Source organism: Acidiphilium sp. 34-64-41 (assembly GCF_002282635.1).
GTDB lineage: Bacteria > Pseudomonadota > Alphaproteobacteria > Acetobacterales > Acetobacteraceae > Acidiphilium > Acidiphilium rubrum.
The window spans coordinates 1-25498 of the sequence record NZ_NCJX01000024.1; the positions used below are offsets into that span (position 1 = coordinate 1).

Sequence of the window (25498 nt, forward strand, 5' to 3'; positions counted from 1 at the left end):
GGTCACCCAAGATGAACCTGCTCGAAGGCGTCGTTACCACACGCGATGACCAGCACGTCGAGGTCAAACTCGACGATGCGGGCAACGTCATTGTCATGGGCGATCGTATTGCGGTTGCCCCTGGCACGCGGGTCACCGTCGGCATGCGCCCCGAACATACGGCGCTGGTGTCGGACGGCCCAATCGGCGGCGTTGCCGATTTCGTCGAGCATCTCGGCAACGAAACGCTGGTCTACGTCAAGCGGCCAGACGGACAGCAGATGATCGTGAAGGCCGATGATCTGGCAGGCGTCCGCATGGGCGATGCCGTGACCATGGCGCCGAAAGGCGATCGCTCCGTGCTGTTCGGGCCGGACGGCAAGGCGTTGCTGCGGCGTGAGTTTCATCTGCACTGAACGTAGACGAGTTTGATAACCAGAGGAGCGATGATGTATCTCGAAAAATTCAATCTCAAGGGCCGTAATGCGGTCGTCACCGGCGGCGGCCGTGCGATCGGTCTCGCGTGCTCCACCGCCCTTGCCGAGGCCGGCGCCCATGTCGTGATCGCGGATCGGGATGCGACGGTCTGTGAAGAAGGCAAGGCCTCGCTCGCGAAACTCGGTTACTCTGCCGAAAGCATCGTGCTCGATGTCACCGACAGCGCCGCCGTGAACCAGGCTGCGGCATCGCTCAACGAAAAGCTTGGATCGATCGATATCCTGGTCAACAACGCCGGCATCGCCCGCTCCGGCACCGCCGCCGAAGACACCACCGACGAGCATTGGCTCGACGTGATCAACGTCAATCTGAACGGCACGTTCTACTGCGCACGCGCGTTTGGCAAAGCCATGCTCGCGCGCAAAAGCGGGGTTGTCGTCAACATCGGCTCGATGTCGGGCTTCATTTCCAACAAGCCCCAGAAGCAGAGTTTCTACAACGCCTCAAAAGCCGCCGTGCATCACCTCACCCGCTCGCTGGCCGGCGAGTGGGCCGACCGCGGCGTGCGCGTCAATGCCGTCGCCCCCACCTATATCGACACGCCGCTGACCCGCTTCGGCATGGAAGACGAAGACCTCAACCGCATCTGGCTCGATATGACGCCGATGCACCGGGTCGGTCAGACCCATGAGATCGCCTCGGTCGTGCTGTTCCTCGCCTCGGAGGCGTCGAGCCTGATGACGGGGTCGATCGTGCTGGCTGATGGCGGTTATTGCGTCTGGTGAAGGATAGCGAGGAAGGACTTCTTTTTTGAAAAAAAGAAGCAAAAAACTTTCCGACCCTGGGGCACGGGCGGTTTCACGGGCACCGGCCCAGATTAGCAAAGTTTTTTTTGCTTCTTTTTTGTTCACAAAAAAGAAGACTTTCCTGCCTCCTTTACCCGCCCGAGTTGAGTTACCCCTTCCGCCGCCCTATAATCATGGTCACAGTTTCGAATAGGTTTGATCCATGAATTTCTCCCAGCCGATCATCGAGCCGTTCGACTACATCGTCTTCGGCGGCACCGGCGATCTCGCAAAACGGAAGTTGCTCCCCGCCCTCTACCACCGCGATCTTGACGGGCAGTTGCCGGAAACCTCTCGCATCATCGGCTCCGCCCGCGCGGAAATGACGCGCAAGGCGTTCCAGACACTGGTCCAAAAAAGCCTCGAGGAATTCGTCGGGCCGGATGCGCTCGACAAGACCGTCCTGAAGCGCTTTCTCGACCGGCTCTATTTCATCTCGTGCGATGCCACGGCCGCCCGCGGCTGGCCCGATCTCGCCAAATTGCTCAACCACGAACCGCGCGCCATCCGCGTGTTCTACCTCGCGACATCGCCGGAACTCTACGGCACCATCGCCGACAACATCCACGCCCACAAGCTGCAAACGCCGGAAACCCGCATCGTGCTCGAAAAGCCGATCGGGCACGATCTCGCTTCCGCCCGCGAAATCAACGACCGCGTCGGTGCCGTGTTCGAAGAGCGCAATATTTTTCGTATCGACCATTATCTCGGCAAGGAAACCGTGCAGAACCTTCTGGTCCTGCGCTTTGCCAATTCGCTGTTCGAGCCGGTCTGGAACCACAACGGTATTGACCACGTCCAGATCACCGTGTCCGAAACCGTCGGCGTCGAAGAACGCGGCGGTTACTACGACCACACCGGTGCGATGCGCGACATGATCCAGAATCATCTGATGCAGCTGCTCTGCCTTGTCGCGATCGAGCCGCCCTCCACGCTCGATCGCGAGGCGGTGCGCGATGAAAAGATCAAGGTCCTGAAATCCCTCGCCCCCATCACGCAAAATGAAATCTCGACCAAGACCGTGCGCGGCCAGTATCGCGCCGGCGCCATCAACGGCGGACCGGTCAAAGCCTATGCCGATGAAAAAGACATCGTCCCCGGCTCGACCACCGAAACCTTCGCCGCCCTCAAGGTCGAGGTGAAAAACTGGCGCTGGGCCGGCGTGCCGTTCTATCTGCGCAGCGGCAAGCGCCTGCCGGAAAAAGTCTCGGAAATCGTCATCCAGTTCAAGCCCGTGCCGTACTGGATTTTCCCGACCGGCTCCGATCACGCCCAGCCCAACCGCCTCGTCATCCGCGTGCAGCCGAACGAACACATCCGCCTGCATCTGTGGACCAAGGAGCCCGGCCCTGGCGGACTGCGCCTGCGCAACGCCCCGCTCAACCTCAGCTTCGCCGAAACCTTCAAAGGCCATCTGCCCGATGCCTATGAGCGTCTGCTGATGGATGTGGTGCGCGGCAACGCCACCCTGTTCATGCGCCGCGACGAGGTCGAAGCCGCCTGGGAATGGACCGAAAGCATTCTCGATGCCTGGAAAAACTCCGGCGAACGGCCAAAACTCTACACCGCCGGCACCTGGGGTCCCTCCGAGGCGATCGCCATGATCGTGCGCGACAATCGCACATGGTTCGACGAACAGGCCGGCGATTTTCCCGGCGACTGACCTGATGTTAGAAAGCGAGCCTCAGCCATGCTGAATGATAAAATTGTCCGCGTGACCGACCGCATCCGCGAGCGCAGCCACCCCGGCCGATCCGCCTATCTCGCGCGCATCGAAGCTGCGGCCAAGCGCGGCGTCCACCGCAGCGCCGTCGGCTGCGCCAATCTCGCCCACGCCGTCGCCGGTTGCTCGCCGGCCGATCAGGCCGATCTGAAGCGCGACGACAAACCCAATATCGGCATCGTCACCTCCTTCAACGACATGCTCTCGGCGCATCAACCGTTCGAGCGCTTCCCCGACATCATTAAAACCGCCGTGCGCGCGGCGGGCGGCATCGCCCAGGTCGCCGGCGGCGTGCCCGCGATGTGCGACGGCGTCACCCAGGGGCGCGAGGGCATGGAACTCTCACTGTTCTCGCGCGATGTTATCGCCATGGCGACCGCTATCGCCCTCTCGCATGATGTGTTCGATGGCGCCCTGCTGCTCGGCGTGTGCGACAAGATCGTCCCCGGCTTGGTGATTGCAGCGCTCACCTTCGGCCATCTGCCGTCGATTTTTGTCCCCGCCGGCCCGATGCCCTCGGGCATTTCCAACACCGAAAAATCCCGCATCCGCCAATTGGCCGCCGAAGGCAAAATCGGCCGCGCCGAACTGCTCGAAGCCGAAGCCGCCTCCTACCACAGCCCCGGCACCTGCACCTTCTACGGCACCGCCAATTCCAATCAGATGCTGATGGAAATCATGGGCCTGCACCTGCCCGGCGCCTCCTTCGTCAATCCCAACACCAGGCTGCGCGACGCGCTGACCGAAGCGGCATCGCGGCGTATTCTCGAAATCACGGCGCGCGGCAACGAATTCACCCCGGCCGGCGAAATGATCGATGAACGCGCCGTGGTCAACGGCATGGTCGGCCTGCTCGCGACCGGCGGCTCCACCAACCACACCATCCACCTGGTCGCCATGGCGCGCGCGGCGGGCATCCACATCAACTGGCATGATTTCTCCGATCTGTCGGACGTGGTGCCCTCGCTCACGCGCATCTACCCCAACGGCCCGGCCGATGTGAACCAGTTCCAGGCCGCCGGCGGCATGCCCGTCCTGATCGGCTCACTGCTCGACCACGGCCTGCTCCACGGCGATGCCGGCACGGTCTGGAGCCGTGACGGCATGGCGGCCTATCGCGACCAGCCCAGCCTCGAGGATGGTGTCCTGCGCTGGAAACCCGCCCCCGCCGCCAGTGCCGACGCCGCCATCCTGCGCGATGCCACAGCGCCGTTCAGCGCCGACGGCGGGCTGAAGATCATGCACGGCAATCTCGGCGAGGCAGTCGCCAAAATCTCGGCGGTCAAGCCCGAGCATCGCATCGTCGAAGCGCCCGCCCTGGTGTTCCGCAGCCAGGAGGAGCTGCAAGCCGCCTTCAAGGCCGGCGACCTGCACCGCGATTTCATCGCCGTCGTCACCCACCAGGGCCCGATGGCGAACGGCATGCCGGAGCTGCACAAACTCACCCCGCCGCTCGGCGTATTGCAGGATCTCGGCTTCAAGGTCGGGCTGGTCACCGACGGCCGGATGTCCGGCGCCTCCGGCAAGATCCCCGCCGCCATCCATGTGACGCCGGAATGCGCGCGCGGCGGCCCGCTCGCCAAACTCCGCGACGGCGACATGATCCGGCTCGATTGCACCGCCGGTGTCCTGCGCGTGCTGGTCGATGAGGCCGAATTCGCCGCGCGCCCCCTGCCGGAGGTTGATCTGGCGGTTAACCATCACGGCATCGGCCGCGAATTGTTCGGCGCCTTCCGCGCCGCCGTGGGCGGTGCCGATGTCGGCGCGAGTGTGTTCGCATGATCGATCAGGGACGTCTCGCCGAACTGCTCGCCATCTCGCCGGTCATCCCGGTCCTCACCATCGAGGATGTCGCCCACGCCGTCCCGCTCGCCCGCGCGCTGCTCGAAGGCGGCATCGGCGTGGTCGAAGTCACCCTGCGCACCCGCGCGGGCCTGCCGGCCATGGCGGCGATGGTGGCCGAAGTGCCGGGCATGGTGGTCGGTGCCGGTACGGTGCTCACCGCCGCGCAATACCGCGCGGTCGATGAAATCGGCGCCCAGTTCGTCGTCTCGCCGGGGTCCAGCCCGCTGGTGCTCGAAGCCGCCGCCCGCAGCAAAGTGCCGTTCCTGCCCGGTGCCGCCACCCCGACCGAGGTTCTCCATCTGCTCGAAGGCGGCTACCTCCTGCAAAAATTCTTCCCCGCCGAACCGGCCGGTGGCATCCCCATGCTGAAAGCCATCGGCGCGCCGATCACCGATGTCCGCTTCTGCCCGACCGGCGGCATCACCCTCGGTAACGCGCGCGATTACCTGGCGCTCGCCAACGTCGTCTGCGTCGGCGGCTCCTGGCTCACCCCGGCGGATGCGATGCACGATGGCGACTGGCGGCGCATCACCGCGCTCGCGGCCGAAGCGGCGGCATTGAAACGGTAAGTGCTACTGGCCATTTCCCCCTGATCGTCGCGCAAGGACGGTCAAAGGGAGAGAAGCGATGCGGTTTACCCTGATTGCCGTCGTGGCCGGCCTCGGCGGCCTGTTGTTCGGCTACGACACCGGTGTGATTTCCGGTGCCCTGCTGTTCATCCGCCACGTGTTCCATCTCGATGCGACCATGCAGGGCGTCGTCGTCGCCATCGCCCTCGCCGCCGCCGCGGTCGGTGCGGCCTTCGCCGGCGTGCTGTCGGATCGGTTCGGCCGGCGCATCGTGCTGCTGGTCACCGCCCTCATCTTTGTCGCCGGCGCGCTGGTCTCGGCAGTCGCCTGGAGCGTGCCGATCCTGTTGACCGGCCGCGTCCTGGTCGGTGGTGCCATCGGTGTCGCCTCGATGGTCACGCCGCTGTATCTGTCCGAGATCGCCCCGCCCGACAAACGCGGCGCGGTCGTCACCATCAACCAGTTCTACATCACCCTCGGCATCGTGCTTTCGTATGGCGTCGGCTATCTGCTCTCGCATGGCACCGAAGGCTGGCGCTGGATGCTCGGCATCGGCGCGCTGCCCGGCATCGTCCTGTTCATCGGCATGCTGACCCTGCCGGAAAGCCCGCCCTGGCTCGCCGGCAAGGGGCGCGATGATGACGCAACCAAGGCGCTGCGCTATCTCCGCGCCGGCACCGATGTCACCGCCGCTGTCGCCGAACTCAAGCGCGATGCCGCCACGCACCGCCAGCACACCACCCCCTGGGCCACTTTGTTCGCCAGCAAGGCCCGCCGCCCGCTGATCATCGGAATCGGCCTTGCCATTTTCCAGCAGGTGACCGGCATCAACACCGTCATCTATTTCGCCCCCACCATCTTCCAGAAAGCCGGCCTGCCCTCCGCTTCCGCCGCCATCCTGGCCACCGCCGGCGTCGGGCTGGTCAATGTGATCATGACGCTGGTGGCCATGCGCCTGCTCGATGTGGTCGGCCGCCGCCGCCTCCTGCTCACCGGGCTGACCGGCATGCTGGTCACGCTGATCGTGCTCGCGGGCGGCTTCATGGCCGGCCTGCACGGCGGCCTCGCCTGGGTCACGGTCGCCTCGGTCGCCGCCTATGTCGCCTTTTTTGCAATCGGCCTCGGTCCGGTATTCTGGCTGCTGATCGCCGAAATTTTCCCATTGGCGGTGCGCGGCCGCGGCATGTCGCTCGCGACGATCGCCAACTGGAGCTTCAACATGCTGGTTTCGATCACCTTTCTCGACCTCGTGCACGGTTTCGGCCGGGGCCCGACCTTCCTGATCTACGCGGCCATGACGCTGGCGACCCTGATCTTTACCTGGTTCCTGGTGCCCGAAACCAAGGGCCGCAGCCTAGAGGATATCGAGGCGGCGCTGGATGGCGAAGCCGCCCTGACGGCCTGACCCCGATCGGAGAGACCGATGACCATCCCCCCGAAACTCACCCTGCCGGCGCAACGCTGGTCGCGCCGTCCGCCGTCCCGCGTGCCGACCTTCACCATGCCCGGGTGGGGCAGGGCGCTCGCGCGCGGTGCCGCCATGCGCTGCCCCGCCTGCGGCCAGGCCTCGGCCTTCGCCAACTGGTTCGTCATCCGCGCCCGCTGCCCGCATTGCGATGCCCCGCTCGGCCTGGTGCCGTGCGACACGCTGCCGCCCTACCTCACCATCGTGATCGGCCTTGCGATCATCGGCGCCGGACTGCTGATCGCGGACCGCGACGGCGGCCTGCGCTACACCACCTCGCTGATCGTGTTCATCCCGCTGGCGATCGTGCTGCAACTCTCCTTGCAACGCCCGATCAAGGGCATCGTGCTCGCCATGATGATGAAGCTCGACCTGATCCGCTCGGGAATCGGGCCGGACGACCCGAACCCCGCGGTCAGATAAAGAACAGGATGGTCTGCACGATCAGCAGCGGCGCCAGCACCAACCCCGCCGCCGCGCAATAGCCGAAAAACCCCGGCATCCGCACCCCGCGCCGCGCCGCGATCGCCCGGATCATCAAATTCGGCGCATTGCCCAGATAGGTCACCGCACCGAAAAACACCGATCCCGCCGAAATCGCCGTCAGCAGCCGGGCAGGGGGGATAATCAGGTGCGCCGCATCGCCACCCGCCGCCTGGAAAAACATCAAATACGTCGGCGCGCTGTCCAGAAACGCCGAACACAGCCCCGCCAGCCAGAACCACAGCGCCGGATTTCGCCCGAGCGGTGCCGTTTGCAGCAGATGCAGCACCGGCGGGATCGTCGCGAAAATCGCAAAGAACAGCACCGCGATTTCCACCATCGGCGCCCAGGCGAAGCGGTTGCGCGCGCGAATGCTCACCGCCGTGCTGCGGTCGGAAATCAGCGTCACGATCGCGGCGAGCAGCGTCAGCGCCACCTGTGCCGCCGGCAACCGTGCCGGCCCGACCGCCAGCATCGGCCCCGGCACCAGCCCCGATAGCGTGATCGCGCCCACGAACAGGATCAGCAGGACAATGTTCAACCCGCCGCGCAGGCGCAACCGCTCTGATTTGGCCACCGGTTCGCGCGTCGCCAGCCGCCGGTCGATGCCATAGGTCAGCGCCAGCACCGGTACGGCGATCACCAGCATCGGCCACGCCAGATGCAGCGTCGGCCAGAAAAACGGCACGCCGCGCAGAAACCCGATCAACAGCGGCGGGTCGCCCAGCGGGCTGAGCGCCCCGCCCGCGTTCGCCACCAGAATAATGAAGGCGAGTACCAGATGCCGCCGCTCGCGCCGCGCGCCGTTCGCCGCCAGCAGCGGGTGGATCAGCAGCAGCGCCGCGCCGATCGTCCCCATCACCCCGGCGAGCACGGTGCCGATCGCCAGCAGCAGCACATTGCCAGCCGGCCGCCCCCACGGCCCGCCCGCGATCAGCACGCCGCCGCCCAGCGTGTACAGCGCCATCAGGATCGCAATGAACGGCAGGAAATCACCCACCGTCGCCACCCACAGCCCGCCCAGCGCCGCCACCGGCCCCGTGCGCACCGCAGTCAGCACCAGGCCGAGCACCACCCACGACAAGGTGATCGACACCATCCGCCGGTGCCACAGGTGCGGTGCCAGCCCCGGCAGCAGCGCAAAGCTGAGCAGCGTCCCGATGAACGGCAGCATGGATGGTATCGCACCGGCAAGGCTTGTCATTGCGTCGTGCGCGCGCAATGTCGTCTCACATCCCGGCTGATTTGCGCCGCCGCGACGGTCAAACTAAACACGGCCGGCATGGTCGAATTCGATGAAGGAGCGTCCCTCTGATGGATATGTCTGGTGAACGGCTGATCGCGGCACCGCGCGAGACGGTGTGGCAGGCGCTGAACGATCCGGCAGTGCTGAAAGCCTGCATCCCGGGCTGCGAAACCATCGATAAACTCTCCGATACTGAAATGACCGCGACCGTCAGCGCCAAGATCGGCCCGATCTCTTCGCGGTTCAACGGTAAGGTCACGCTGGCCGACCTCGATCCGCCGAACTCATACACGATTTCCGGCGAAGGGCAGGGTGGTGTGGCCGGTTTCGCCAAGGGCGGCGCGAAGGTGCAACTCTCGGATGCCCCCGGCGGCACCGCGCTGCACTACCAGGTCAACGGCCAGATCGGCGGCAAAATGGCGCAGCTCGGCGCGCGCCTGATCGATTCGGTCGCGAAATCCTACGCCGAGACCTTCTTCACCCGGTTCTCCGAACTGGTCGCCCCCGCCGTCGCCGCCCCGCTGCCGGCGGCAGCGCCCCACCACCCTGCGCATGAGGATACCATGGCCGATCACGACCACGCCCACGCCCCCGCCGCCGATGGCTACGACCGCAGCAACCCGGTCATCGCCGGCCTGCCGATCGGAATCTGGATACCCCTGATCATTTCGATCGTTGTGGTTGCCATCGTCATCGCCAAATTCATCGGATGACCGCAATCCCGTTGCCGGCCTCGGTTGCCGAAACCGCCGCTCTCCTCGCCCGTGGCGACTACATCGCCGACCGGGCGCTGGCGACCAGCGTGCATCTGGCGCTGGCAATGGAACGACCGCTGTTCCTCGAAGGCGAACCCGGCACCGGCAAGACCGAAATCGCCAAGGTGCTCGCGGCCCAGCTCGGTCGCCGCCTGGTCCGCCTGCAATGCTACGAGGGGCTCGATCTCGCGGCCGCCGCCTATGAATGGGACCACGCGCGCCAGCTGATGGAAATCCGCCTCGCCGAAACGTCGGGCGAGTCCCGCACGGCACTGCGCCAGAACCTCTATGCGCCGGACTTCCTGCTTCGCCGCCCGCTGCTCTCGGCGATCGACCCCGCTTTGCCGCCGGCGGTCCTGCTGATCGACGAGCTCGACCGCGCCGATGAACCGTTCGAGGCGTTCCTGCTCGAAATCCTCGGCGATTTCCAGATCACTATCCCCGAACTCGGCACCATCGCGGCGACCACCAAACCCATCGTGATCATCACCTCCAACCGCACCCGCGAAGTCCACGACGCGATCCGCCGCCGCTGCCTCTACCAATGGGTCGACTACCCCGATGCCGCGCGCGAACGCGCCATCCTCGCCGCCCGCGCGCCCGGCGTGCCCGCCCTGCTCTCGGCCCAGGTGGTCGCCTTCGTGCAGAGCATCCGCACCACCGACATCTTCAAACTGCCCGGTGTGGCCGAAACGATCGATTGGGCCTCGGCGCTCGCCGCCCTCGATGAAACCGAACTCGCCCCCGGCGCGGTCGATGATACGCTCGGTGCCCTGCTGAAATACCAGGACGATATCGCCAAGGTGCGCGGCGAGGTCGCCGCCCGGCTGACCGGGGAGGCAGTCCGCGCCGCATGAACGTCCCCGCCGCCAACGGCGTGCTGGCGTCCAATGTGATGCATTTCGCCCGCCTGCTGCGCCGGGCCGGCCTGCCGGTCGGCCCCGGCGAAATGGTCGCCGCCGCCACGGCACTCGCCCATGTCGACATCACCGACCGCCGCGTGATGCACGCGGCCCTCCGCGCCGTCATGCTGCGCCGCCACGAACATGCCGCCCTGTTCGACCAGGCCTTCTCGGTGTTCTGGCGCAACCCCGAAGCCGCGACGTTCGAGGCGCTGCTCGCGCAAATGGACGGGCGCGCCGCCTCGCAGGAACGCGCACCCCCCGGCGCCCGCCGCCTCGCCGAAGCCATGGCCACCGCCAAGCCGCGCGACCGCCCGCCCGAACCCGACCAGCCCCGGCAGATCGACGCCATCCTGACCGCCTCCGGCCAGGAACGGCTGGAAACCCTCGATTTCGAGGCGATGAGCGCGGCTGAAATTGCTGAAGCCAAGGCCGCGATCGGCCGGCTCAGCCTGCCGCTCGATGAACGGCGCACCCGCCGCTTCCGCGTCGCCGCGCGCGGCAGCCGGGTCGATCTGAAGCGCACGATGCGCGAGGCGCTGCGCCACTCCGGCGAGATTTTCGAAATCACCCGCCGTGTGCCGGTCACCAAACCGCCGCCGCTGGTCGTGCTGTGCGACATTTCCGGCTCGATGGCGCGCTACGCCCAGATTCTGCTGCATTTCCTGCACGCCGTCGCCAACGATCGCGACCGCGTCACGGTGTTCCTGTTCGGCACCCGCCTGACCAACATCACCCGTCAACTCGCGCGCCGCGACCCCGAAATCGCTTTCGCCCAGGTCGCCAGCCTGGTGCCGGACTGGTCGGGCGGCACGCGGATCGGCGAGGCGCTGAGCGAATTCAACCGCCTGTGGTCCCGCCGCGTGCTGGCGCAGGGTGCTGTCGTGCTGTTGGTCACCGATGGGCTGGACCGTGACGGCGCGGTAGGCCTCGCCGAGAACATGGCGCGCCTGCATCGCTCGGCCCGCCGCGTCATCTGGCTCAACCCGCTGTTGCGCTACGATGGATTTGCGCCGAAATCGCAAGGCGCGCGGGCGATGCTGCCCTATGTCGATGAGTTTCGGCCGGTGCATAATCTCGCGAGCCTGCGGGGGCTGGTCACGGCGCTGTCGAGCGCCGCACCGCCCCGGCTGCAAGCGGCCGCTTTGTGGGAAGGACGGACATGACCATGGATTCCGAGGATATTCTGACGATCGCCGCCAATTGGCTGGCGGCGGGCGAGGCCGTGGCGGTCGCCACCGTCACCAGTACCTGGGGCAGTTCGCCCCGCCGCGCCGGCAGCCGGATGGCGGTCACGCAATCGGGCCGGATCGCGGGCTCGGTCTCCGGCGGCTGTATCGAGGGTGCGGTGGCCGAGGCCGCCCAGCGCAGCATCGAGACCGGCACGCCCCAGGTGCTCGATTTCGGCGTCACCGACGAACGCGCCTGGGAGGTCGGCCTCGCCTGTGGCGGCAAGGTCTCGGTGTTCGTGGAAAAACTGGCGTGAAAGCCGAACACCTCCACGCCCTGCAGGCCGCCGCCGCCCAGCGCATCCCGGTCGCCTTCGCAACCCGCCTGCCCGATGGTACGGCCTTCATCCTGCCCGACCCTGCCGCACCGCAGGCCCTGGCGCTCGAAGCCGCCACGATGCTCGCCGCCGACAAGACCGGCATGGTCACGATCGGCGCGGAAGATTGGTTCATCGAATCCCGCAACCCCGCGCCGCGCGCGATCATCGTCGGCGCCGTGCATATCGCGCAAAGCCTGGCGCCGCTCGCCGCCACGATGGGGTTCGATGTCGTCGTGGTCGATCCGCGCCGCGCCTTCGCCTCGGCCGACCGTTTCCCCGGCGTCGTCACCCGAACGGACTGGCCGGACGAAGCCCTGCAAGCCCTGCGCCCGGACGCGCGCACCGCCATCATCACCCTGACGCACGACCCCAAACTCGACGATCCGGCCCTGATCGCCGCACTCGCGACCGATGCGTTCTACATCGGCTCGCTGGGCTCGCGGAAAACCCACGCCGCACGGCTCGACCGGCTACGCGAAGCCGGTCTCACCGAGGCGGCGCTAGCCCGCATCTGCGCCCCGGTCGGGCTCGATATCGGCGCGGTGACCGCGCCCGAAATCGCCCTCTCGGTCATCGCCCAGATGGTCGCGGCGCGGCGCGGCAAGCCGACCAAAGCGTGATTTTCGGACCGGCACCGCTGAGCGATGCGCTGACCGGCGCCATTCTGGCGCATAGTCTCAAAACCGGCGACCGCCTGATCGCCAAAGGTGCCACCCTTGACCCTGACCTGATCGCCGCCCTGCGCGCGGCCGGGCATGATGAAATCATCGTCGCACGCCTCGATCCCGGCGATGTGCCGGAAGCCGCCGCCGCCGCCCGGCTCGGCGCATGCCTCACAGGCCCGGGCCTGCGGATCGCCGGGCCGGTGCACGGGCGGGTGAACGCCTTCGCCGCGGTCGCCGGGCTGCTGCGCCTCGACCCCGCGACGATCGATGCGCTGAACGGCATCGACGAGGCGATTACCCTCGGCACGCTGGCCGATACCGTGCCGGTCGCCGCCGGCGACATGCTGGCAACCCTCAAGATCATCCCCTTCGCCGTCGCCGCCGCCACGCTCGCCCGTGCCACCGCGCTCCTCGAACACACGCCCGCCATCACGATCCTGCCGTTCCGGCCGCTGATCGCAGGCCTGATCCTGTCCCGCCTGCCGCAACTCAAGGACGCCGCCATCCGCAACACGATCGATGCGACCCGTCGGCGCGTGCTCGCCCGCGGCGGCCGCCTGCTCGACCCGATCGAAACGCCGCATGAAGCCGCGCCGATCACCGCGGCCATCACCGCGTTGCGCGCCGCCGGAGCCGATCTGATCCTGATCGCCGGCGCCTCGGCGGTGACCGACCGCGCCGATGTCGCCCCGGCCGCGATCGTTGCCGCCGGCGGCCTGATCGAGCGGTTCGGCATGCCGGTCGATCCGGGCAACCTGCTCTGTTTCGGTCGCATCGGCGCCATACCCGCCATCGTGCTGCCCGGCTGCGCCCGCAGTCCGAAACTGAACGGCATCGATTTCGTGCTCGACCGCGTGTTCGCCGGCGTCCCGATCGATCACGCGACGATCGCCGGCATGGGCATCGGCGGTCTGCTCAAGGACTTCGCCCCGCGCCCGGCGCCGCGCGCCGCACGCCCCGCGCCATCCGCCGCGCCGCGCATCGCCGTCGTGGTGCTCGCTGCCGGCCGTTCCTCGCGCGCCGCCCCCGCCAACAAATTGCTCGCTCCCCTGCCGGACGGGCGCGCGCTGCTCGCCATGACGGTCGATCACGCTTTGGCCTCCCGCGCCGATGAGGTGATCGTGATCACCGGCCACCAGGCCGATCGCGTGCAAGCTGCCCTCGCGGGACGCACCCTCCGCTTCGTCCACGCTGCGCGTTTCGGCGAGGGTATGGCGGAAAGCCTCAAAGCCGGCGTCGCCGCCTTGACCGAGGATGTATCGGCGGCGCTGATCTGCCTGGGCGACATGCCGCTGGTCGATGCCACGGCGCTCGACCGTCTGATCGCGGCATACGATCCGGATGAAAGCCGCGCCATCGTGGTGCCGACCCATCGCGGCCGGCGCGGCAACCCGGTGCTCTGGGACCGGCGCTTCTTCGCAGCGATCGCTGCCCTCGACGGTGATGCCGGCGCCCGCCAGATCCTGGCGCAGAATCTCGAACTGGTTGCCGAAGTGGCGATGGACGACGATGCGGTATTGCGCGATTTCGACACCAAGGATGCGCTGGCAGCGCTGAAGGATGGCTCATGAAACGACGATTGGTGATCACCCGCACAATGCCACCGGCCGTCGTCGGCCGGGCAACCGCCGAATACCACGCCCAGTATCTCGACATGATCGGACCGTTTGATGCCGAGGCGTTCCTGGCAGCCCTGCCCGACGCCGATGCCGTCCTGGTCACCCCGGCGGACCGGATCGACGCCAGCGTGATCGCGCAGATCCCGGTCTGCGTGAAAGTGATCGGCACCTTCTCGGTCGGCACCGATCATATCGACCTGCAAGCCGCACGCGCCAGCGGCCTCGCGGTGGTGAACACGCCGGACGTGCTGTCCTTCGCCACCGCCGAGATTGCGCTGACCCTGATGCTCATGGCCGCCCGCCGCGCCGGCGAAGGCGAACGCCTGATCCGCGCCCGCGCCTGGGGCGGCTGGACCCCCGATTTCATGCTCGGCTCCAGCATGGAAGGTCGTACAATCGGCATTCTCGGCATGGGGCGCATCGGTCAGGCCCTCGCGCGCATGGCGCAGGGCCTCTCGATGCGGGTGATCTACCACAATCGCCGCAACCTGCCTGCCGCGCAGGAACAAGGTGCCACCTATTATCCGGACGAGATCGAATTCCTGGGCGCGTGCGATGTGCTGTCGATCCACCTGCCCGGCGGCCCTGCAACCCTGCACTGGCTGAACGCCGCCCGCATTGCCCGGCTCAAGCACGGCGCAATCGTGGTCAACACCGGCCGCGGCTCGACCATCGATGACGATGCCTTGATCGCCGCCCTGACCTCCCGGCACGTCGCAGCCGCCGGACTCGACGTCTTCGCCGCCGAACCGGCCGTCCCCTCCGGCTATCTCACCCTCGAAAACGCGGTCCTGCTGCCTCACCTCGGTAGTGCCACGCATGAAACAAGGGCGGCCATGGGGATGCTCGCGCTCGACGGTATCGCTGCCGTGCTGACAGGCGACGAGCCGGCGCACCGAGTCGTTTGACCCGACGTGTCGATCGCGCGTTTCGCATGAACTCACCTTGGCCGAACCCATCGGCCCGCTCAGCCCGCAGCCTCTTTCGCGGCGGGCAGCGCGTGGAGCTTGAGTATCTGCGCAACCATCGCTTCGGCCTCAGCCGCCGGCATGTCGGCGATCAGAATGCGGTTCGCCGCGGTTGGATGACCGGCAAGGGCGAGGGACGTTGCGTAATCCGCGCGGATCAGCGGCGTCGCACCGGGACCGCGCACGATCGGGCCCAGCACGATCTCGGCCTGGGCGGGATTGCCGCCAAGGGCGAGGCTCATGCCAAGATTGACCGACGCCGCCTGCATCGAAGGGTCGATCGCGAGCGCTGATCGAAAGGCCGCCTGTGCCGCACCGAACTCACTCTGGTCGGCCCGCGCGATGCCCACGTCGTTGAACGCGACCGCATCGCCCGGCGCATCGCGCGAGGCGTTGCCAAAATCGGTCGCGGCGGTGCGCGGATCGGTTGGCAGCGCGCAACGCCCCAGGCCGAGTTCGGCCGTGGCGGTCCGCGGCGAAATACGCAGGGCGTGGCGAAAATCGGCGGTGGCGCTGACGCAATCGTTCAGGAGGTAATACGCGTCACCCCGATCGATCAGTGCTTCGCTGTCATCGGGATTGGACTTCAGGACGGCATTGGTCACCGTCAGCGCCATCTGCGGATTACCACCGGCCAGCGCCGTGCGGGCGATATTGAGCGTCCGGTTGCCGGTCAGCGCCGCGTTCAGGGGTGCGCCGCTCGAACAGGCCGCCAGCGGGCCCAGGATCAGCGAAACCGCGGCGATGCGACCTGCCAAGCTGGGTCTGAGCGCGACTCTGTGACGATGGGCTTTGATGGACGCGATCATTGCATTGCTCCTCCCGACATACCGCCGCCGCCCGTGCTGCCACCACCCATGCCGCCCGAGCCCATGCCGGCCGAACCGCCGGAACTCCCGGCAGCACCGCTCGACGCGCCTGCGGCGCTGCCGCTGCCCGACGTCGTCGAGCCCGTGCTGCCACCCGATGACGCGCTCGAAATTGTGCTCGTGACGGAATCGATAGCGGTGGTAGCCATGTTGCCGGTCAACACCGGGCGGCCGCTGCCGCGATACAGGTCCCGCGGGTTGGCGAGTTCGATCGCGATGTTCTGCATCGGCGCCCGATTTGCGTGCCAGGTGCCCTGGCGTTGAAACGGCTCGAACTGGCTGCAGCCGCTCAGCCCCATGCCAAGCGCGGCAACGATCAGAGCGGTGATGGCGGGAATGGGGTTCATTTGCCTCACCGGAGCACAAAGCCGGCGGCGCCGGGCAGGGGGGTTTCCTGCGAGACGGTGCCGTTGTCGCGAAACAGGAAGATGCGCTGAACCTGATCGGGGCTGGTCCACCCGCTATCCGGTGTCTCGAATTTGGCCGCATCATCGACCGGCTTGACCAGATAGGGTGTGACCAGGATGACCAATTCTTCTTCCTGCTTGTTAAAATTATCGTTGCGGAATGCCGCCCCCAGCACGGGGACCTGGCCGAGGCCCGGCAGGCTGCTGTCGCTCTGGTTGGAGCTGTTGTCGAGCAGACCGGCGATCGCCAGCGTCTGACCGCTGCCGATCACCACAGTGGTCGAAGCCGATTGGGTCGAAAGCGACGGCACCACGATCGCCTCGCCGGCGACCGAAATTTGAAACGAGCTCTGCGTGGTCGGCGAACTGACCGTCGGCTCGACATGGAGAATGATGCTGCCGTTGTTCAGCACCACCGGTTTGAACTTCAACTGCACGCCGTACTTCTGATAGGCAACGGTAACCGTGCCGTTCTGCCCTGGCACCGGCACCGGAAACGACCCGCCATCGAGGAACCTGGCGGTCTGGCCGGACAGGGCGGTAAGAGTGGGCTCGGCCAGTATGTGTGCCAGATTATCGGTGTTCAGCGCGTCGAGCACGCCATCGATCGGCACGGTGTTCTGCGGAAATTGCAGATTGAACGACCCGCCGACCGGTGCCGCGGCACTCGATGGACCGAGCAGGCTCCCGAGCGTCGAAAACCCGAACAGGAATTTGCCGATCGCCACACCACCGGCGGCACTCTGCCAGTTGATGCCAAGCTGCTGGGTAACGGTGCGCGACATCTGCGCGATCCGCACCTTGAGCGCGACCTGTTGGGGTTGCTGCACCTCGGTCTCGTTGATCACGGTCTGCCCAGTACCGGCCGCAAGCTGGGCACGCTTCATCAGCATCCAGTCCTGCGCCGGTGTCGGCACAGTCCCCCGCACCACAAGCCCGTTCGCCTCGCTGGTCACCCGCACGGCGGCGCCCGGCGCAACCTGCGTCGCCTCCGCCCGCACCCGCACCGCCGGATAGCGATCGGGCGTCACGACCACATGATACAGTGCAATCGTCTTGCCGCTGGGGTCCGTCGCGGTCAACGTGGTGAAACCCGGCGCCTTGCCGAACACGAACAGCTTTCGCGCACTCGCCGGCCGCACCGCGATCACGTTGGGGTCCGCCACGAACACGTTGCTCGCCGCCCCGGTCAGACCGACCAACCGGCCGCTCCCCTGCGTCACCACCAATTGCCCGGCCGCCGGTGTCCGCACCGTCCGAACCATTGGGGGCTCATGTTGCGGCTCGGCATGAGCCGCCCCGCCCAGCATCGCGGCAACCGCGCCCGATGCCAGCAACAACCGCCTCAGCATCGCACGGCCGCCGGCTCCAAGACCATTTCGCCCCGCGTGCGCGACTCCGACCATTTTTGCCCGATCACTGCCACAGCATTTTGCCCTTAAACATGGCGTGGAATGATCCTGCTCAATCCACCGCATCGCCATCCTTAACCGACGGTTCTTAAGATTTGATTGAGATCGCCGATAAATTCCGCAGCATCGTAAACGCGATCGGGGTTACAGCACGCGATACCCCCTTGCCGTTTGCGCTACCTATGGCATGAATGGGCACGAGGGCTTCGTCCATCCTCGCCAAAAGAACACGGGAGACATAATATGTCCAAAAAACTATGCACAGCCTTGCTGGCAAGCGCGGCATCATTGGTGGTCGCCACCGCTGTTGCGCAGGCGGCCACACCGCTCGTCATCGGCATTACCACCGAACTCGGCACCATTCCGGGCAAGGCCATCGCCAATGGCGCCACCCTCGCGGCCGATCAGATCAACGCCAGCGGCGGCGTCGACGGCCGGCAGATCAAGCTGATCATCGAAGATGATCATCTCTCCACCACCGATGCGATTCGCTCGTTCCAGCGCATGGTCAAGGAGGATCACGCGGTTGCCGTGGTCGGCACTTTCGTCAGTGAAGTGGCGCTCGCGCTCGAACCCTGGGCTGCCCGCCTGCACGAGCCCTATATGATCACCGGCGCCGCCGCCAACGAATTGTCCGAATACGTCCACGCGGACTACAAAGCGCGGCAATACATCTTCCACGCCTATCTCCCCGCCGCCGACCTCGCCCGCGCCGTGTGCGACGCCTCGAAACAGACCCTGGTCGATCAGTTCCACATGACCACCGCGGTCGTCATGAGCGAAGACGCCGCCTGGACCAAGCCGCTCGACGCCGGCTACGACAAATGCCTGCCCACCGCCGGCCTGAAAGTGCTCGACAACATCCGCTTCGCCCCGAATACGACCGATTTCACGCCGATCTATCAAAAAATCGAGGCCCTGCACCCCAACGTCATCATTGATGGCTGGGCCCATGTCGGCGTGCAACCCACCGTGCAATGGGCCGAGCAGAAGGTGCCGATCGCGATGGCCGGCATCAACGCGCAATCGGGTTCCTCGGTATTCTGGAAAGCCACCAATGGCGCGACCGAAGGCGTCATTACCGGCAACACCTCGGCGCCCGGGGTGGCCATCACGCCCAAAACCCTGCCGTTCACCGATGCCTATCAGAAAAAATTCGGCATCTCGCCCGCCTATTCCGCCTATTCCACCTTCGATGCGATCTACGCATTGAAAGACGCGATCGAGCGGGCGAAATCGACCAAGCCGCTGCCCATCGTCGACCAACTGGCCAAGACCGACATGGTCGGCACCCAGGGCCAGATCGCGTTCGAAGGCCCGTCCGACAAATTCACCCACGCGCTGAAATACGGCCCGAAATACGTCACCGGCGTCGCGGTTCAGTGGCAGAAGGGTGAGCAGAAATGCATCTGGCCGCTCAACCTTGCCAATGCCAAGCCCGCGTTTCCGTCCTTTGTGAAGCTACCCGCCAAATCCTGATCCTCCCGTCATTCGCCGGCCCGTCAGAGGGCCGGCGGCACTGCATGATCGCCATGATGACTGACCGGGGGCGGACCACGTGCTTGCACTGCAAATTCTGATCGATGGCTTCGCGATCAGCACGCTCTATGCTCTGGGCGCGCTGGGCTTCACCCTTATTTTCGGCGTCTCCGGCGTGCTCAACCTCGCCCATGGCGGCCTGCTGGTGGTTGCCGCGATGATCGCTTGGTACGTCGGCACTTCGCTCGGCCACGGTGCCTATTGGGGCGCGCTCGCCGGGCTCGGCGCCGCCATCGTCGCGTCCCTGCTCACCTATGGCGGTGTCGTCCGCCCGATCGAGCGTTCGCGCGCCATCCCGCCGCGTGAGCGTGAATTGTTCGTCCTCACCGCCACGCTGCTCTGGGGCGTGATGATCCAGGAAGCGCTGGCCTACGCCTTCACCAACAGCCCGGTCACCGTCAAACCGCTGATCGCCGGCACCATCAATATCCTCGGCGTGCGCACCCCAATCAACGAACTCCTGATCGCGATCATCGCCTGGGCGGTGATGGGGTGCCTCTGGCTGCTGGTCAACCGCACTAAAATCGGCAAGCGCCTGCTCGCCGCCTCCATCAACCCGCGCGCGCTCACCCTGCTCGGCTTCGAGCTCGGTACCATCTATCTCGTCGTCTGGCTGATCTACGGCGTGCTCGCGGGCATCGCCGGCGTGTTGCTCGGCAGCTTCCTCGGCACCGGCTCGGACTATATCCCCGATCTGACCGGCAGCGCCTTCACCATCGTCGTGCTCGGCGGCCTTGGTTCGGTCTCTGGCACGCTGATGGCGGCCTATGTGGTCGGCTACATCGAAACCCTCACCGCCTACCTCATCTCGCCGTCATTGCGCGATGTACCGGCCCTGATCCTGCTGATCATTGTTCTCTACGTGCGCCCGCAAGGGCTGCTGGGACGGCGCTAGATGCGAACAATCTCGCTGCGGCGCGCAATCCCGCTCATCATCATACTTCTGGCCCTCGCCGCCCTGCCGCTTGGCGCCAACGGCTACATCCTCGGCGTGCTGACCACGGCCTTTTACTTCGCGGTGTTCGCGATGTCGTGGGATCTGCTGTTCGGCTATGCCGGCGAGGTCAATTTCGGGCCGACCTTTCTGATCGGCCTCGGCGCCTATGGGGCGGGCATGGCCAACGCCCTGCTGCACGCGCCGGTGCCGCTCGCCATTCTGATCGGCGCGATCGTCGCGGTGGCGGGCGGCGTCGCCCTCGCCATTCCGGCACTCCGCCTCAGCGGTCCTTATCTCGGGCTGATCACCCTGGTCGCGGTGCTGCTGCTGCAACAGGCCATTGTTATCTTCGCGGGCGTCACCGGCGGTGAAATCGGCCTCTCGGTGCCCGACGTGCTCTCGATCGACAGCGGGCCCAATTATGAATACGCGCTCGCTTTCATGATCATCAGCGGCCTGGTGCTCAGCATCGTCGCCCGCTCCTCGCTGGGCATGATCCTGCAAGCCGCCGGCCAGGACAAAATCGCCGCCGCCGCGCTCGGCTTCAACGCGACCAAACATAAAATCATGGCCTTCGCGATCTCCGCCCTGTTCTCCGGCCTCGCCGGCGCGCTGCTGGTGTTCTACCTCGGCACCGCCTCGGTCAGTGCCGTGGTCGATGTCTCGATCGGCGTGCGCGTCATCATCGCCGCCGTGCTCGGCGGGCGGCGCACCATCATCGGCGGCGCGATCGGCGCCATCTTCCTGATCGTCGCCGGCGAATTGCTGCGCCCGATCGGCCAGCTCTCAACCTTCGTCGTTGCCCTGATCGCCCTGATCGTCATCGTGATCCTGCCGGACGGTTTGCTCGGCCTGCTGCCCTCGCGCCGAGGTGCATGACCATGTCCGAACTCAGCAACACTGAGCCACGCCTCGTCGTCAGCCAACTCCACAAGCGCTTCGGCGGGTTGATCGCGGTCAAATCGCTCGATTTCGCGCTCCACCCCGGCGAAATCCTCGGCCTGATCGGTCCGAACGGCTCGGGCAAATCCACCGTCATGCAGATGATCATGGGCGTGGTGAAACCCACCAGCGGGGCCATCCTGCTCAACGGCACCGATATCGCGGGTAAACCCATTTACGAGATCGCCCGCGCCGGCGTCGGCATCGTGTTCCAGCACTCCCGCCCGCTGCGCCTACAAACCGTGCTCGAAAACATCCTCCTCGGCCTGCTGCCGGACCGGATCGACCGGCTCCGCCCACCCTCCGGCGCGGTCGATCGCGCGCGCGCCATCGCCGCCGAATGCGGGCTCGCGGCCGTGCTCGACCGGATGCCCGCCACGCTGCCGTTCGCCGATCTGCGGCGGATGGAACTCGCCAAAGCCATCGCGCGCGACCCGCAGGTGGTGCTGATCGATGAACCCTTCGCCGGCCTCACCCGCGGCGAGGTCGATGATTTCGCGGCGCTGATCACAAGGTTCCGCGACCAGGGCCGGGCGGTCATGCTGGTCGACCACAATGTCAAAAGCATCGCCGCCCTGGCCGATCGCGTGCTCGCGCTCTACCTCGGCGAAAAAATCGCCGAGGGCGGCCCGGCCGCGGTCATGCGCGATGAAACCGTCCGCCGCGTCTACCTCGGCGGCGGCATCGAAACCCACGAACGCCCGGAGGCCGACATCGCGGCGCGCAAGGTGCTGCTCGATGTGCGCGGCATCAGCCTGTTCTACGGCAAGGCCCAGGCGCTCGACGATGTTTCGCTCACCATCCACGAAGGCGAATTCGTCTCGGTCGTCGGGCTGAACGGTGCCGGCAAGACCTCGCTGTTCAACGCCATTTCCGGCCTCGTGCCGTTTCGCGGTGCGATCGCCTGGAACGGTGCGGTGCGCGGCCGCGAAACCCCGGCCGCCATCGCGCGCGGCGGCATCGTGCAATGCCCGGAGACCCGCGAATTGTTCGGCGCCATGAGCGTCGCCGACAATCTCGCCCTCGCGGGTCAGCGCTTCGCCGACCAGGAACGCGCCGAACGTCTCGCGTGGCTGTTCGATTTGTTCCCCATCCTCAAGACTCGCGGCGAACAACACGCCCGCACCCTGTCGGGCGGTGAACAGCAAATGCTGGCGATCGCCCGCTCCCTGATGCTCAAGCCGCGTTTACTGATCCTTGACGAACCGACGTTAGGTTTGGCGCCGGTCATTCTCGGCCAGTTATCGGAGGCGCTGACACGCTTGCGCGAAACCACTGACATCACCGTGCTGCTCGGCGAACAGAACGTCACCTTCGCCCTGCCGCACGCGGATCGTGTGTATGTCCTCGAACATGCCCGCATGGTCTGGCAAGGCAGTCCCGCCCGCTTCGCCGATGAAGCCGGTGCGGGTTATTTATGATGAACTCAAAGCGTCAGGTCTATGTGGCAGAAACGACACTTCGCGACATAAAACAGACGCAGAATTACAGTTCACCGACGCAGCATGTTGATCTTATGGGGTTTCTGGCCGCACAATCGCAAAAAATAAAGCTGTAACAATTTCCAGACCAAGGGAGACTTCGTCCAATGACATCAACCCGCAAAAACCTGGCAAGCCGCGCCATCTGCACAGTCGGCGCCGCCGGCGCGCTCCTCGCGCTGAGTGCAGCGGTCATGCCGGCCCAAGCCGGTGGGCCGCTGCCCTATGACCTGATCACGCCGCCGCCTAACGTCAATATCGCGATCGTGTATAACGAAGTCACCACCGGCAACAGTTTCTACACCGCGGGTGGCACCAAGGTCGGTAACACGAGCGTCGTCACCGATGTGCCGATCATGCGCTTCGTCCATACGTTCGGGCAGGTGTTCGGGGCACAATGGGGCGTCCAGATCATCGCGCCGGATGTCAATTTCATCGGTAACACCAAAGTCGGCGGTGCCAGCCTTTCGAATAACGGGGGCTTTGCCGAGCCGCAGCTATCGGCCTTCATCTACCCCTACAGCAACCCGACGCAGGATGCCTATCTGAATTTCACCTACTTCTTCAGCCCCGCCGTCGGTGCGTACAATCGCAACGTCTCGTTGAACGCCAGCAGCAATTCGGTCGTCAACAATTTCGAAGTCGGCTTCGGCCACCGCCTGTTCGGCGCGCCGAAGGGCAAACGACTCGACTTCGAAGTCTGGCTCGATGGCTATCTCTACGGCAACAACAGCGACGGCCCGCCGATCGGGCCCTTCAAATCCACCGTCCACACCGAAGCGGCGGGTCAGGTCATCGTCTACCTGCCCTATTATTTCCATCCGCAGACCGCCGGCTACGTCGGCCTGAGCTTCGAACAGACCATCGGCGGCAAGGCCTATCTCTCCTCGCCGATCGGCAATTTCGACACCGGCAATCGTAACGACGTCACCACCATCGGCGTCAACGCTGGCACCTTCCTCGCCCCCACCATCGCTGCACAGGTCTCGCTCACCACCGATGTCCGCGTGCGCGGCGGCGTCAAGAACAACGTGATCTTCCTCGCCCAGGTCGCCAAAATCTTCTGATCAGACCCAGGACCGCCGCATCCGGCGGCGGTCCGTGGCGTGATTTATCACCTTGATCTGAGCGATCCGGATCGCGCCGCCTAACCCCCGCCCGTCGTCACGGGCGGACGAGGATATAGCCCTCTGAAACCAACTCCATGATCCGGGGAATGCCGTACGGCACCGGAGTGGCGTGCGGGTTGAGTTTCGGCGCGTGGCCGGTTTTGCGCTTGATGGTGTCGATCGTGTTCATGCACACATCGAACTCGACACCTTGGGAAACCAGACTATCGACCGCCTCGCGCAGGGGGGCGTTGGCATAAAGGATCTGCACGCCGGGTCCGAATGCGACGACGACGATCGAGACGGTATTCGGATAATCTTTCAGGACCGAGTTGGCGGCGCTGATGATGGCATGCTGCTTGTCCATCGAGCCATCGGACAGTTGCAGCACAAGCTTATGGGTGGCGAACGGATTGGCATTGTCCGGATGTGCATCGGCGCGTCCAGGCGTTATCCCCAGTGTCGCGACCAGGGCGGTGGCGATCAGGGCGGTGGCGATCAGCGCGGTGCGGCGGTTCATGCTGCTCGGCGTCAGACGATATTGGCCGTGCTGGTGGCGGTTTCGCCTTTGTTGTCGACCCAGGCGATGCCGATCGGCTGGCCGGCCTTACCGCCCTTGAACGAGAATTTGATGAACGGGTTTTTCGAAACCGCCGGCCCCCAGTAGCCGGTCAGTACGGTTCTGCCCTGGCAGGTGAATTCGATCACTTCGATGTAGTGGGGCGGGATGATCTTGCCGGCTTTGTCACGGACGAAGCCACTGTCCATCGGGTGTTTGATCAGGGCTTCGACCGTGGTGGTATCGCCCGATGTCGTGGCATGGACCAAAATTTGATGAGCCATGTCCGGTCTCCTTCAACCGCAGCCGCCGAGGGTGACCTTGACCTGCTTGGACGTGCTCATCAGTTGACCCTTCGACTGTACGACGCTGATAACGTTGGTCGTTTTGGCCAGTTTGATCCGGCTCGAGATTGCAGGGCTGGTGCCGGCCGGGATTTTATAGGCACAGGCGAGAATGAACGGGTTATCGAGCGCGAGCACGCCGGCCGCGGTAATGCCAGGCAGGTTGGCATCGAACGTGATGGGCACGACCGCGCCGTTTTCCGCGATATCGGGCGCTTCCATTCTGACATCGGCAGTATCGGTCAGCGTCGAGGTGCCGAACATGGCTTGCAGGGCCGGATTTTTCTCGGTCTGGCGGAAGGCTTCGGCGGGATAGCTCGAAACCGCGGGTGGGGCGATAGTCGCCGATGCCAAATGCGGCAGGGCAATGCCGGCGGCCGTACCGGCGGCGACCGCGCGCAAAACATCGCGCCGTTTTGGCCCCACGACGATGACCTGACCGATGAAATCCATGTTTCCTCGCTTCGTTGGGCGTTTCATGATCGTGGCATGCACGAATAATTCGGGTTAGAATGCGCCACTGTAGTTTTTGATGCAAGCGGGCCTTGGCGAGCAGCGATGAAAGCAACGTCATGCAAGGCCTTCTTTTTTGTGAACAGAAAATAAGCAAAAAACGTTTCTTGATCCAGGACTGTGCCAGTGAAAATGCCCATAGCCCAAATTAAAGAAAGTTTTTTGCTTCTTTTTTTCAAAAAAGAAGTGCTTCCTTCACGCACTTACCGCACCCTACCTCAGCAACGGCATCAACGACCCGTGCCTATCCGGTTGACTCAGACACCCACTAGGGCTAGTGGCCCCCGCCATGGCGGCCATTGACATTCACCAGCGTGACGAACTGGCTTTTCCCC

At 65.4% G+C, this 25498-nt stretch carries 27 protein-coding genes; 19 read left to right on the forward strand and 8 right to left on the reverse strand.

All coding sequences use genetic code 11. The features are described from left to right. The 7 genes from B7X49_RS07170 to B7X49_RS07200 form a co-directional block, all read left to right on the forward strand. Positions 1-395 (forward strand): TOBE domain-containing protein (locus B7X49_RS07170; protein WP_286704049.1); only part of this gene is annotated, 395 nt, incomplete at its 5' end. 33 nt (positions 396-428) lie between these two features. Beyond that, entirely contained in the window at positions 429-1202 is a 774-nt protein-coding gene (locus B7X49_RS07175; RefSeq protein WP_286704072.1) for an SDR family NAD(P)-dependent oxidoreductase, read from the forward strand. Positions 1203-1425: 223 nt separating this feature from the next. Next, positions 1426-2925 carry a glucose-6-phosphate dehydrogenase gene (gene zwf, locus B7X49_RS07180; protein WP_029311642.1) on the forward strand — a complete coding sequence of 500 codons (1500 nt, stop codon included), beginning with the start codon at positions 1426-1428 and terminating at the stop codon, positions 2923-2925. A 27-nt stretch (positions 2926-2952) separates the two neighbouring features. Continuing rightward, complete coding sequence (edd, locus tag B7X49_RS07185) at positions 2953-4767, forward strand: phosphogluconate dehydratase (RefSeq protein WP_286704050.1); 1815 nt, start codon at positions 2953-2955, stop codon at positions 4765-4767. Beyond that, a complete protein-coding gene (gene eda, locus B7X49_RS07190) occupies positions 4764-5399 on the forward strand; it encodes a bifunctional 4-hydroxy-2-oxoglutarate aldolase/2-dehydro-3-deoxy-phosphogluconate aldolase (RefSeq protein ID WP_286704051.1) in 636 nt (211 codons plus the stop codon). The genes edd and eda overlap by 4 nt, the downstream gene beginning before the upstream one ends. A 58-nt stretch (positions 5400-5457) precedes the next feature. Further along, positions 5458-6804 (forward strand): sugar porter family MFS transporter, encoded by a 1347-nt coding sequence (locus B7X49_RS07195; RefSeq protein ID WP_286704052.1) that lies wholly within the window; start codon positions 5458-5460, stop codon positions 6802-6804. Positions 6805-6822: 18 nt separating this feature from the next. After that, positions 6823-7287 (forward strand): DUF983 domain-containing protein, encoded by a 465-nt coding sequence (locus tag B7X49_RS07200; protein WP_286704053.1) that lies wholly within the window; start codon positions 6823-6825, stop codon positions 7285-7287. Here B7X49_RS07200 and B7X49_RS07205 read toward each other — a convergent pair. Further along, complete coding sequence (locus B7X49_RS07205; RefSeq protein WP_286838799.1) at positions 7280-8521, reverse strand: sodium:proton antiporter; 1242 nt, start codon at positions 8519-8521, stop codon at positions 7280-7282. The two genes, B7X49_RS07200 and B7X49_RS07205, sit on opposite strands and share 8 nt — an antisense overlap. Positions 8522-8661: 140 nt before the next feature. Between B7X49_RS07205 and B7X49_RS07210 the strand changes: the two genes are divergently transcribed. Genes B7X49_RS07210 through B7X49_RS07240 form a run of 7 tightly spaced genes read left to right on the forward strand, consistent with a single transcriptional unit; the run spans position 8662 to position 14991 of the window. Then, on the forward strand, positions 8662-9306 hold the full coding sequence (locus B7X49_RS07210) for a carbon monoxide dehydrogenase subunit G (RefSeq protein ID WP_286704055.1): 645 nt from the start codon (positions 8662-8664) through the stop codon (positions 9304-9306). Next, the gene (locus B7X49_RS07215; RefSeq protein WP_286704056.1) at positions 9303-10205 is read left to right on the forward strand and encodes a MoxR family ATPase; all 903 of its coding nucleotides are present in this window, start codon (positions 9303-9305) and stop codon (positions 10203-10205) included. Before B7X49_RS07210 ends, B7X49_RS07215 begins: the two co-directional genes overlap by 4 nt. Further along, a complete protein-coding gene (locus B7X49_RS07220) occupies positions 10202-11416 on the forward strand; it encodes a VWA domain-containing protein (protein ID WP_286704057.1) in 1215 nt (404 codons plus the stop codon). The genes B7X49_RS07215 and B7X49_RS07220 overlap by 4 nt, the downstream gene beginning before the upstream one ends. Next, positions 11413-11736, forward strand: coding sequence for an XdhC family protein (locus B7X49_RS07225; protein WP_286704058.1), 324 nt, complete (start codon positions 11413-11415; stop codon positions 11734-11736). The genes B7X49_RS07220 and B7X49_RS07225 overlap by 4 nt, the downstream gene beginning before the upstream one ends. Then, positions 11733-12419 (forward strand): XdhC family protein, encoded by a 687-nt coding sequence (locus B7X49_RS07230; RefSeq protein ID WP_286704059.1) that lies wholly within the window; start codon positions 11733-11735, stop codon positions 12417-12419. The genes B7X49_RS07225 and B7X49_RS07230 overlap by 4 nt, the downstream gene beginning before the upstream one ends. Continuing rightward, positions 12416-14035 (forward strand): molybdopterin-binding/glycosyltransferase family 2 protein, encoded by a 1620-nt coding sequence (locus B7X49_RS07235; RefSeq protein ID WP_286704060.1) that lies wholly within the window; start codon positions 12416-12418, stop codon positions 14033-14035. The genes B7X49_RS07230 and B7X49_RS07235 overlap by 4 nt, the downstream gene beginning before the upstream one ends. Then, on the forward strand, positions 14032-14991 hold the full coding sequence (locus tag B7X49_RS07240; protein ID WP_286704061.1) for a D-glycerate dehydrogenase: 960 nt from the start codon (positions 14032-14034) through the stop codon (positions 14989-14991). The genes B7X49_RS07235 and B7X49_RS07240 overlap by 4 nt, the downstream gene beginning before the upstream one ends. Positions 14992-15050: 59 nt before the next feature. Here B7X49_RS07240 and B7X49_RS07245 read toward each other — a convergent pair whose 3' ends face one another. From B7X49_RS07245 to B7X49_RS07255, 3 genes are read right to left on the reverse strand one after another with little or no spacing between them, the layout of a single operon-like run. Further along, positions 15051-15860 carry a tetratricopeptide repeat protein gene (locus B7X49_RS07245; protein WP_286704062.1) on the reverse strand — a complete coding sequence of 270 codons (810 nt, stop codon included), beginning with the start codon at positions 15858-15860 and terminating at the stop codon, positions 15051-15053. Further along, positions 15857-16267: a hypothetical protein gene (locus tag B7X49_RS07250; RefSeq protein WP_286704063.1), complete on the reverse strand. Its 411-nt coding sequence runs from the start codon at positions 16265-16267 to the stop codon at positions 15857-15859. Before B7X49_RS07250 ends, B7X49_RS07245 begins: the two co-directional genes overlap by 4 nt. 5 nt (positions 16268-16272) lie before the next feature. After that, complete coding sequence (locus B7X49_RS07255; protein ID WP_286704064.1) at positions 16273-17679, reverse strand: type II and III secretion system protein family protein; 1407 nt, start codon at positions 17677-17679, stop codon at positions 16273-16275. Between the two features lie 303 nt (positions 17680-17982). On the opposite strand from B7X49_RS07255, the gene B7X49_RS07260 reads away from it, so the two are divergent. From B7X49_RS07260 to B7X49_RS07280, 5 genes are all read left to right on the forward strand, one after another. After that, a complete protein-coding gene (locus B7X49_RS07260) occupies positions 17983-19218 on the forward strand; it encodes an ABC transporter substrate-binding protein (protein ID WP_286704065.1) in 1236 nt (411 codons plus the stop codon). Positions 19219-19297: 79 nt separating this feature from the next. Continuing rightward, entirely contained in the window at positions 19298-20173 is an 876-nt protein-coding gene (locus B7X49_RS07265) for a branched-chain amino acid ABC transporter permease (protein WP_029311625.1), read from the forward strand. Next, positions 20174-21094, forward strand: coding sequence for a branched-chain amino acid ABC transporter permease (locus B7X49_RS07270; protein WP_286704066.1), 921 nt, complete (start codon positions 20174-20176; stop codon positions 21092-21094). A 2-nt stretch (positions 21095-21096) separates the two neighbouring features. After that, the gene (locus B7X49_RS07275; protein WP_286704067.1) at positions 21097-22578 is read left to right on the forward strand and encodes an ATP-binding cassette domain-containing protein; all 1482 of its coding nucleotides are present in this window, start codon (positions 21097-21099) and stop codon (positions 22576-22578) included. A 167-nt stretch (positions 22579-22745) separates the two neighbouring features. Further along, complete coding sequence (locus B7X49_RS07280; protein ID WP_286704068.1) at positions 22746-23705, forward strand: transporter; 960 nt, start codon at positions 22746-22748, stop codon at positions 23703-23705. A 97-nt stretch (positions 23706-23802) separates the two neighbouring features. Here the strand turns inward: B7X49_RS07280 and B7X49_RS07285 are convergent, their stop codons facing one another. The 4 genes from B7X49_RS07285 to B7X49_RS07300 are packed head-to-tail and all read right to left on the reverse strand — an operon-like array spanning position 23803 to position 25366. Further along, positions 23803-24267, reverse strand: coding sequence for a hypothetical protein (locus tag B7X49_RS07285; protein ID WP_286704069.1), 465 nt, complete (start codon positions 24265-24267; stop codon positions 23803-23805). An 11-nt stretch (positions 24268-24278) separates the two neighbouring features. Further along, positions 24279-24590 (reverse strand): thiosulfate oxidation carrier complex protein SoxZ, encoded by a 312-nt coding sequence (gene soxZ, locus B7X49_RS07290; protein WP_029313805.1) that lies wholly within the window; start codon positions 24588-24590, stop codon positions 24279-24281. 12 nt (positions 24591-24602) lie between these two features. Next, positions 24603-25130 carry a thiosulfate oxidation carrier protein SoxY gene (gene soxY, locus B7X49_RS07295; RefSeq protein WP_286838810.1) on the reverse strand — a complete coding sequence of 176 codons (528 nt, stop codon included), beginning with the start codon at positions 25128-25130 and terminating at the stop codon, positions 24603-24605. Further along, on the reverse strand, positions 25127-25366 hold the full coding sequence (locus B7X49_RS07300) for a hypothetical protein (RefSeq protein WP_286704071.1): 240 nt from the start codon (positions 25364-25366) through the stop codon (positions 25127-25129). The genes soxY and B7X49_RS07300 overlap by 4 nt, the downstream gene beginning before the upstream one ends. Positions 25367-25498 lie beyond the last annotated feature (132 nt).

Excerpts from the sequence above, each read along its gene's own strand:
- B7X49_RS07175 (WP_286704072.1), top strand. The coding sequence starts at position 429 with ATGTATCTCGAAAAATTCAATCTCAAGGGCCGTAATGCGGTCGTCACC.
- zwf (WP_029311642.1), top strand. The coding sequence starts at position 1,426 with ATGAATTTCTCCCAGCCGATCATCGAGCCGTTCGACTACATCGTCTTC.
- edd (WP_286704050.1), top strand. The coding sequence starts at position 2,953 with ATGCTGAATGATAAAATTGTCCGCGTGACCGACCGCATCCGCGAGCGC.
- eda (WP_286704051.1), top strand. The coding sequence starts at position 4,764 with ATGATCGATCAGGGACGTCTCGCCGAACTGCTCGCCATCTCGCCGGTC.
- B7X49_RS07195 (WP_286704052.1), top strand. The coding sequence starts at position 5,458 with ATGCGGTTTACCCTGATTGCCGTCGTGGCCGGCCTCGGCGGCCTGTTG.
- B7X49_RS07200 (WP_286704053.1), top strand. The coding sequence starts at position 6,823 with ATGACCATCCCCCCGAAACTCACCCTGCCGGCGCAACGCTGGTCGCGC.
- B7X49_RS07205 (WP_286838799.1), bottom strand. The coding sequence starts at position 8,521 with ATGCTGCCGTTCATCGGGACGCTGCTCAGCTTTGCGCTGCTGCCGGGG.
- B7X49_RS07210 (WP_286704055.1), top strand. The coding sequence starts at position 8,662 with ATGGATATGTCTGGTGAACGGCTGATCGCGGCACCGCGCGAGACGGTG.
- B7X49_RS07215 (WP_286704056.1), top strand. The coding sequence starts at position 9,303 with ATGACCGCAATCCCGTTGCCGGCCTCGGTTGCCGAAACCGCCGCTCTC.
- B7X49_RS07220 (WP_286704057.1), top strand. The coding sequence starts at position 10,202 with ATGAACGTCCCCGCCGCCAACGGCGTGCTGGCGTCCAATGTGATGCAT.
- B7X49_RS07225 (WP_286704058.1), top strand. The coding sequence starts at position 11,413 with ATGACCATGGATTCCGAGGATATTCTGACGATCGCCGCCAATTGGCTG.
- B7X49_RS07240 (WP_286704061.1), top strand. The coding sequence starts at position 14,032 with ATGAAACGACGATTGGTGATCACCCGCACAATGCCACCGGCCGTCGTC.
- B7X49_RS07245 (WP_286704062.1), bottom strand. The coding sequence starts at position 15,860 with ATGATCGCGTCCATCAAAGCCCATCGTCACAGAGTCGCGCTCAGACCC.
- B7X49_RS07250 (WP_286704063.1), bottom strand. The coding sequence starts at position 16,267 with ATGAACCCCATTCCCGCCATCACCGCTCTGATCGTTGCCGCGCTTGGC.
- B7X49_RS07255 (WP_286704064.1), bottom strand. The coding sequence starts at position 17,679 with ATGCTGAGGCGGTTGTTGCTGGCATCGGGCGCGGTTGCCGCGATGCTG.
- B7X49_RS07260 (WP_286704065.1), top strand. The coding sequence starts at position 17,983 with ATGTCCAAAAAACTATGCACAGCCTTGCTGGCAAGCGCGGCATCATTG.
- B7X49_RS07270 (WP_286704066.1), top strand. The coding sequence starts at position 20,174 with ATGCGAACAATCTCGCTGCGGCGCGCAATCCCGCTCATCATCATACTT.
- B7X49_RS07275 (WP_286704067.1), top strand. The coding sequence starts at position 21,097 with ATGTCCGAACTCAGCAACACTGAGCCACGCCTCGTCGTCAGCCAACTC.
- B7X49_RS07280 (WP_286704068.1), top strand. The coding sequence starts at position 22,746 with ATGACATCAACCCGCAAAAACCTGGCAAGCCGCGCCATCTGCACAGTC.
- B7X49_RS07285 (WP_286704069.1), bottom strand. The coding sequence starts at position 24,267 with ATGAACCGCCGCACCGCGCTGATCGCCACCGCCCTGATCGCCACCGCC.
- soxZ (WP_029313805.1), bottom strand. The coding sequence starts at position 24,590 with ATGGCTCATCAAATTTTGGTCCATGCCACGACATCGGGCGATACCACC.
- soxY (WP_286838810.1), bottom strand. The coding sequence starts at position 25,130 with ATGAAACGCCCAACGAAGCGAGGAAACATGGATTTCATCGGTCAGGTC.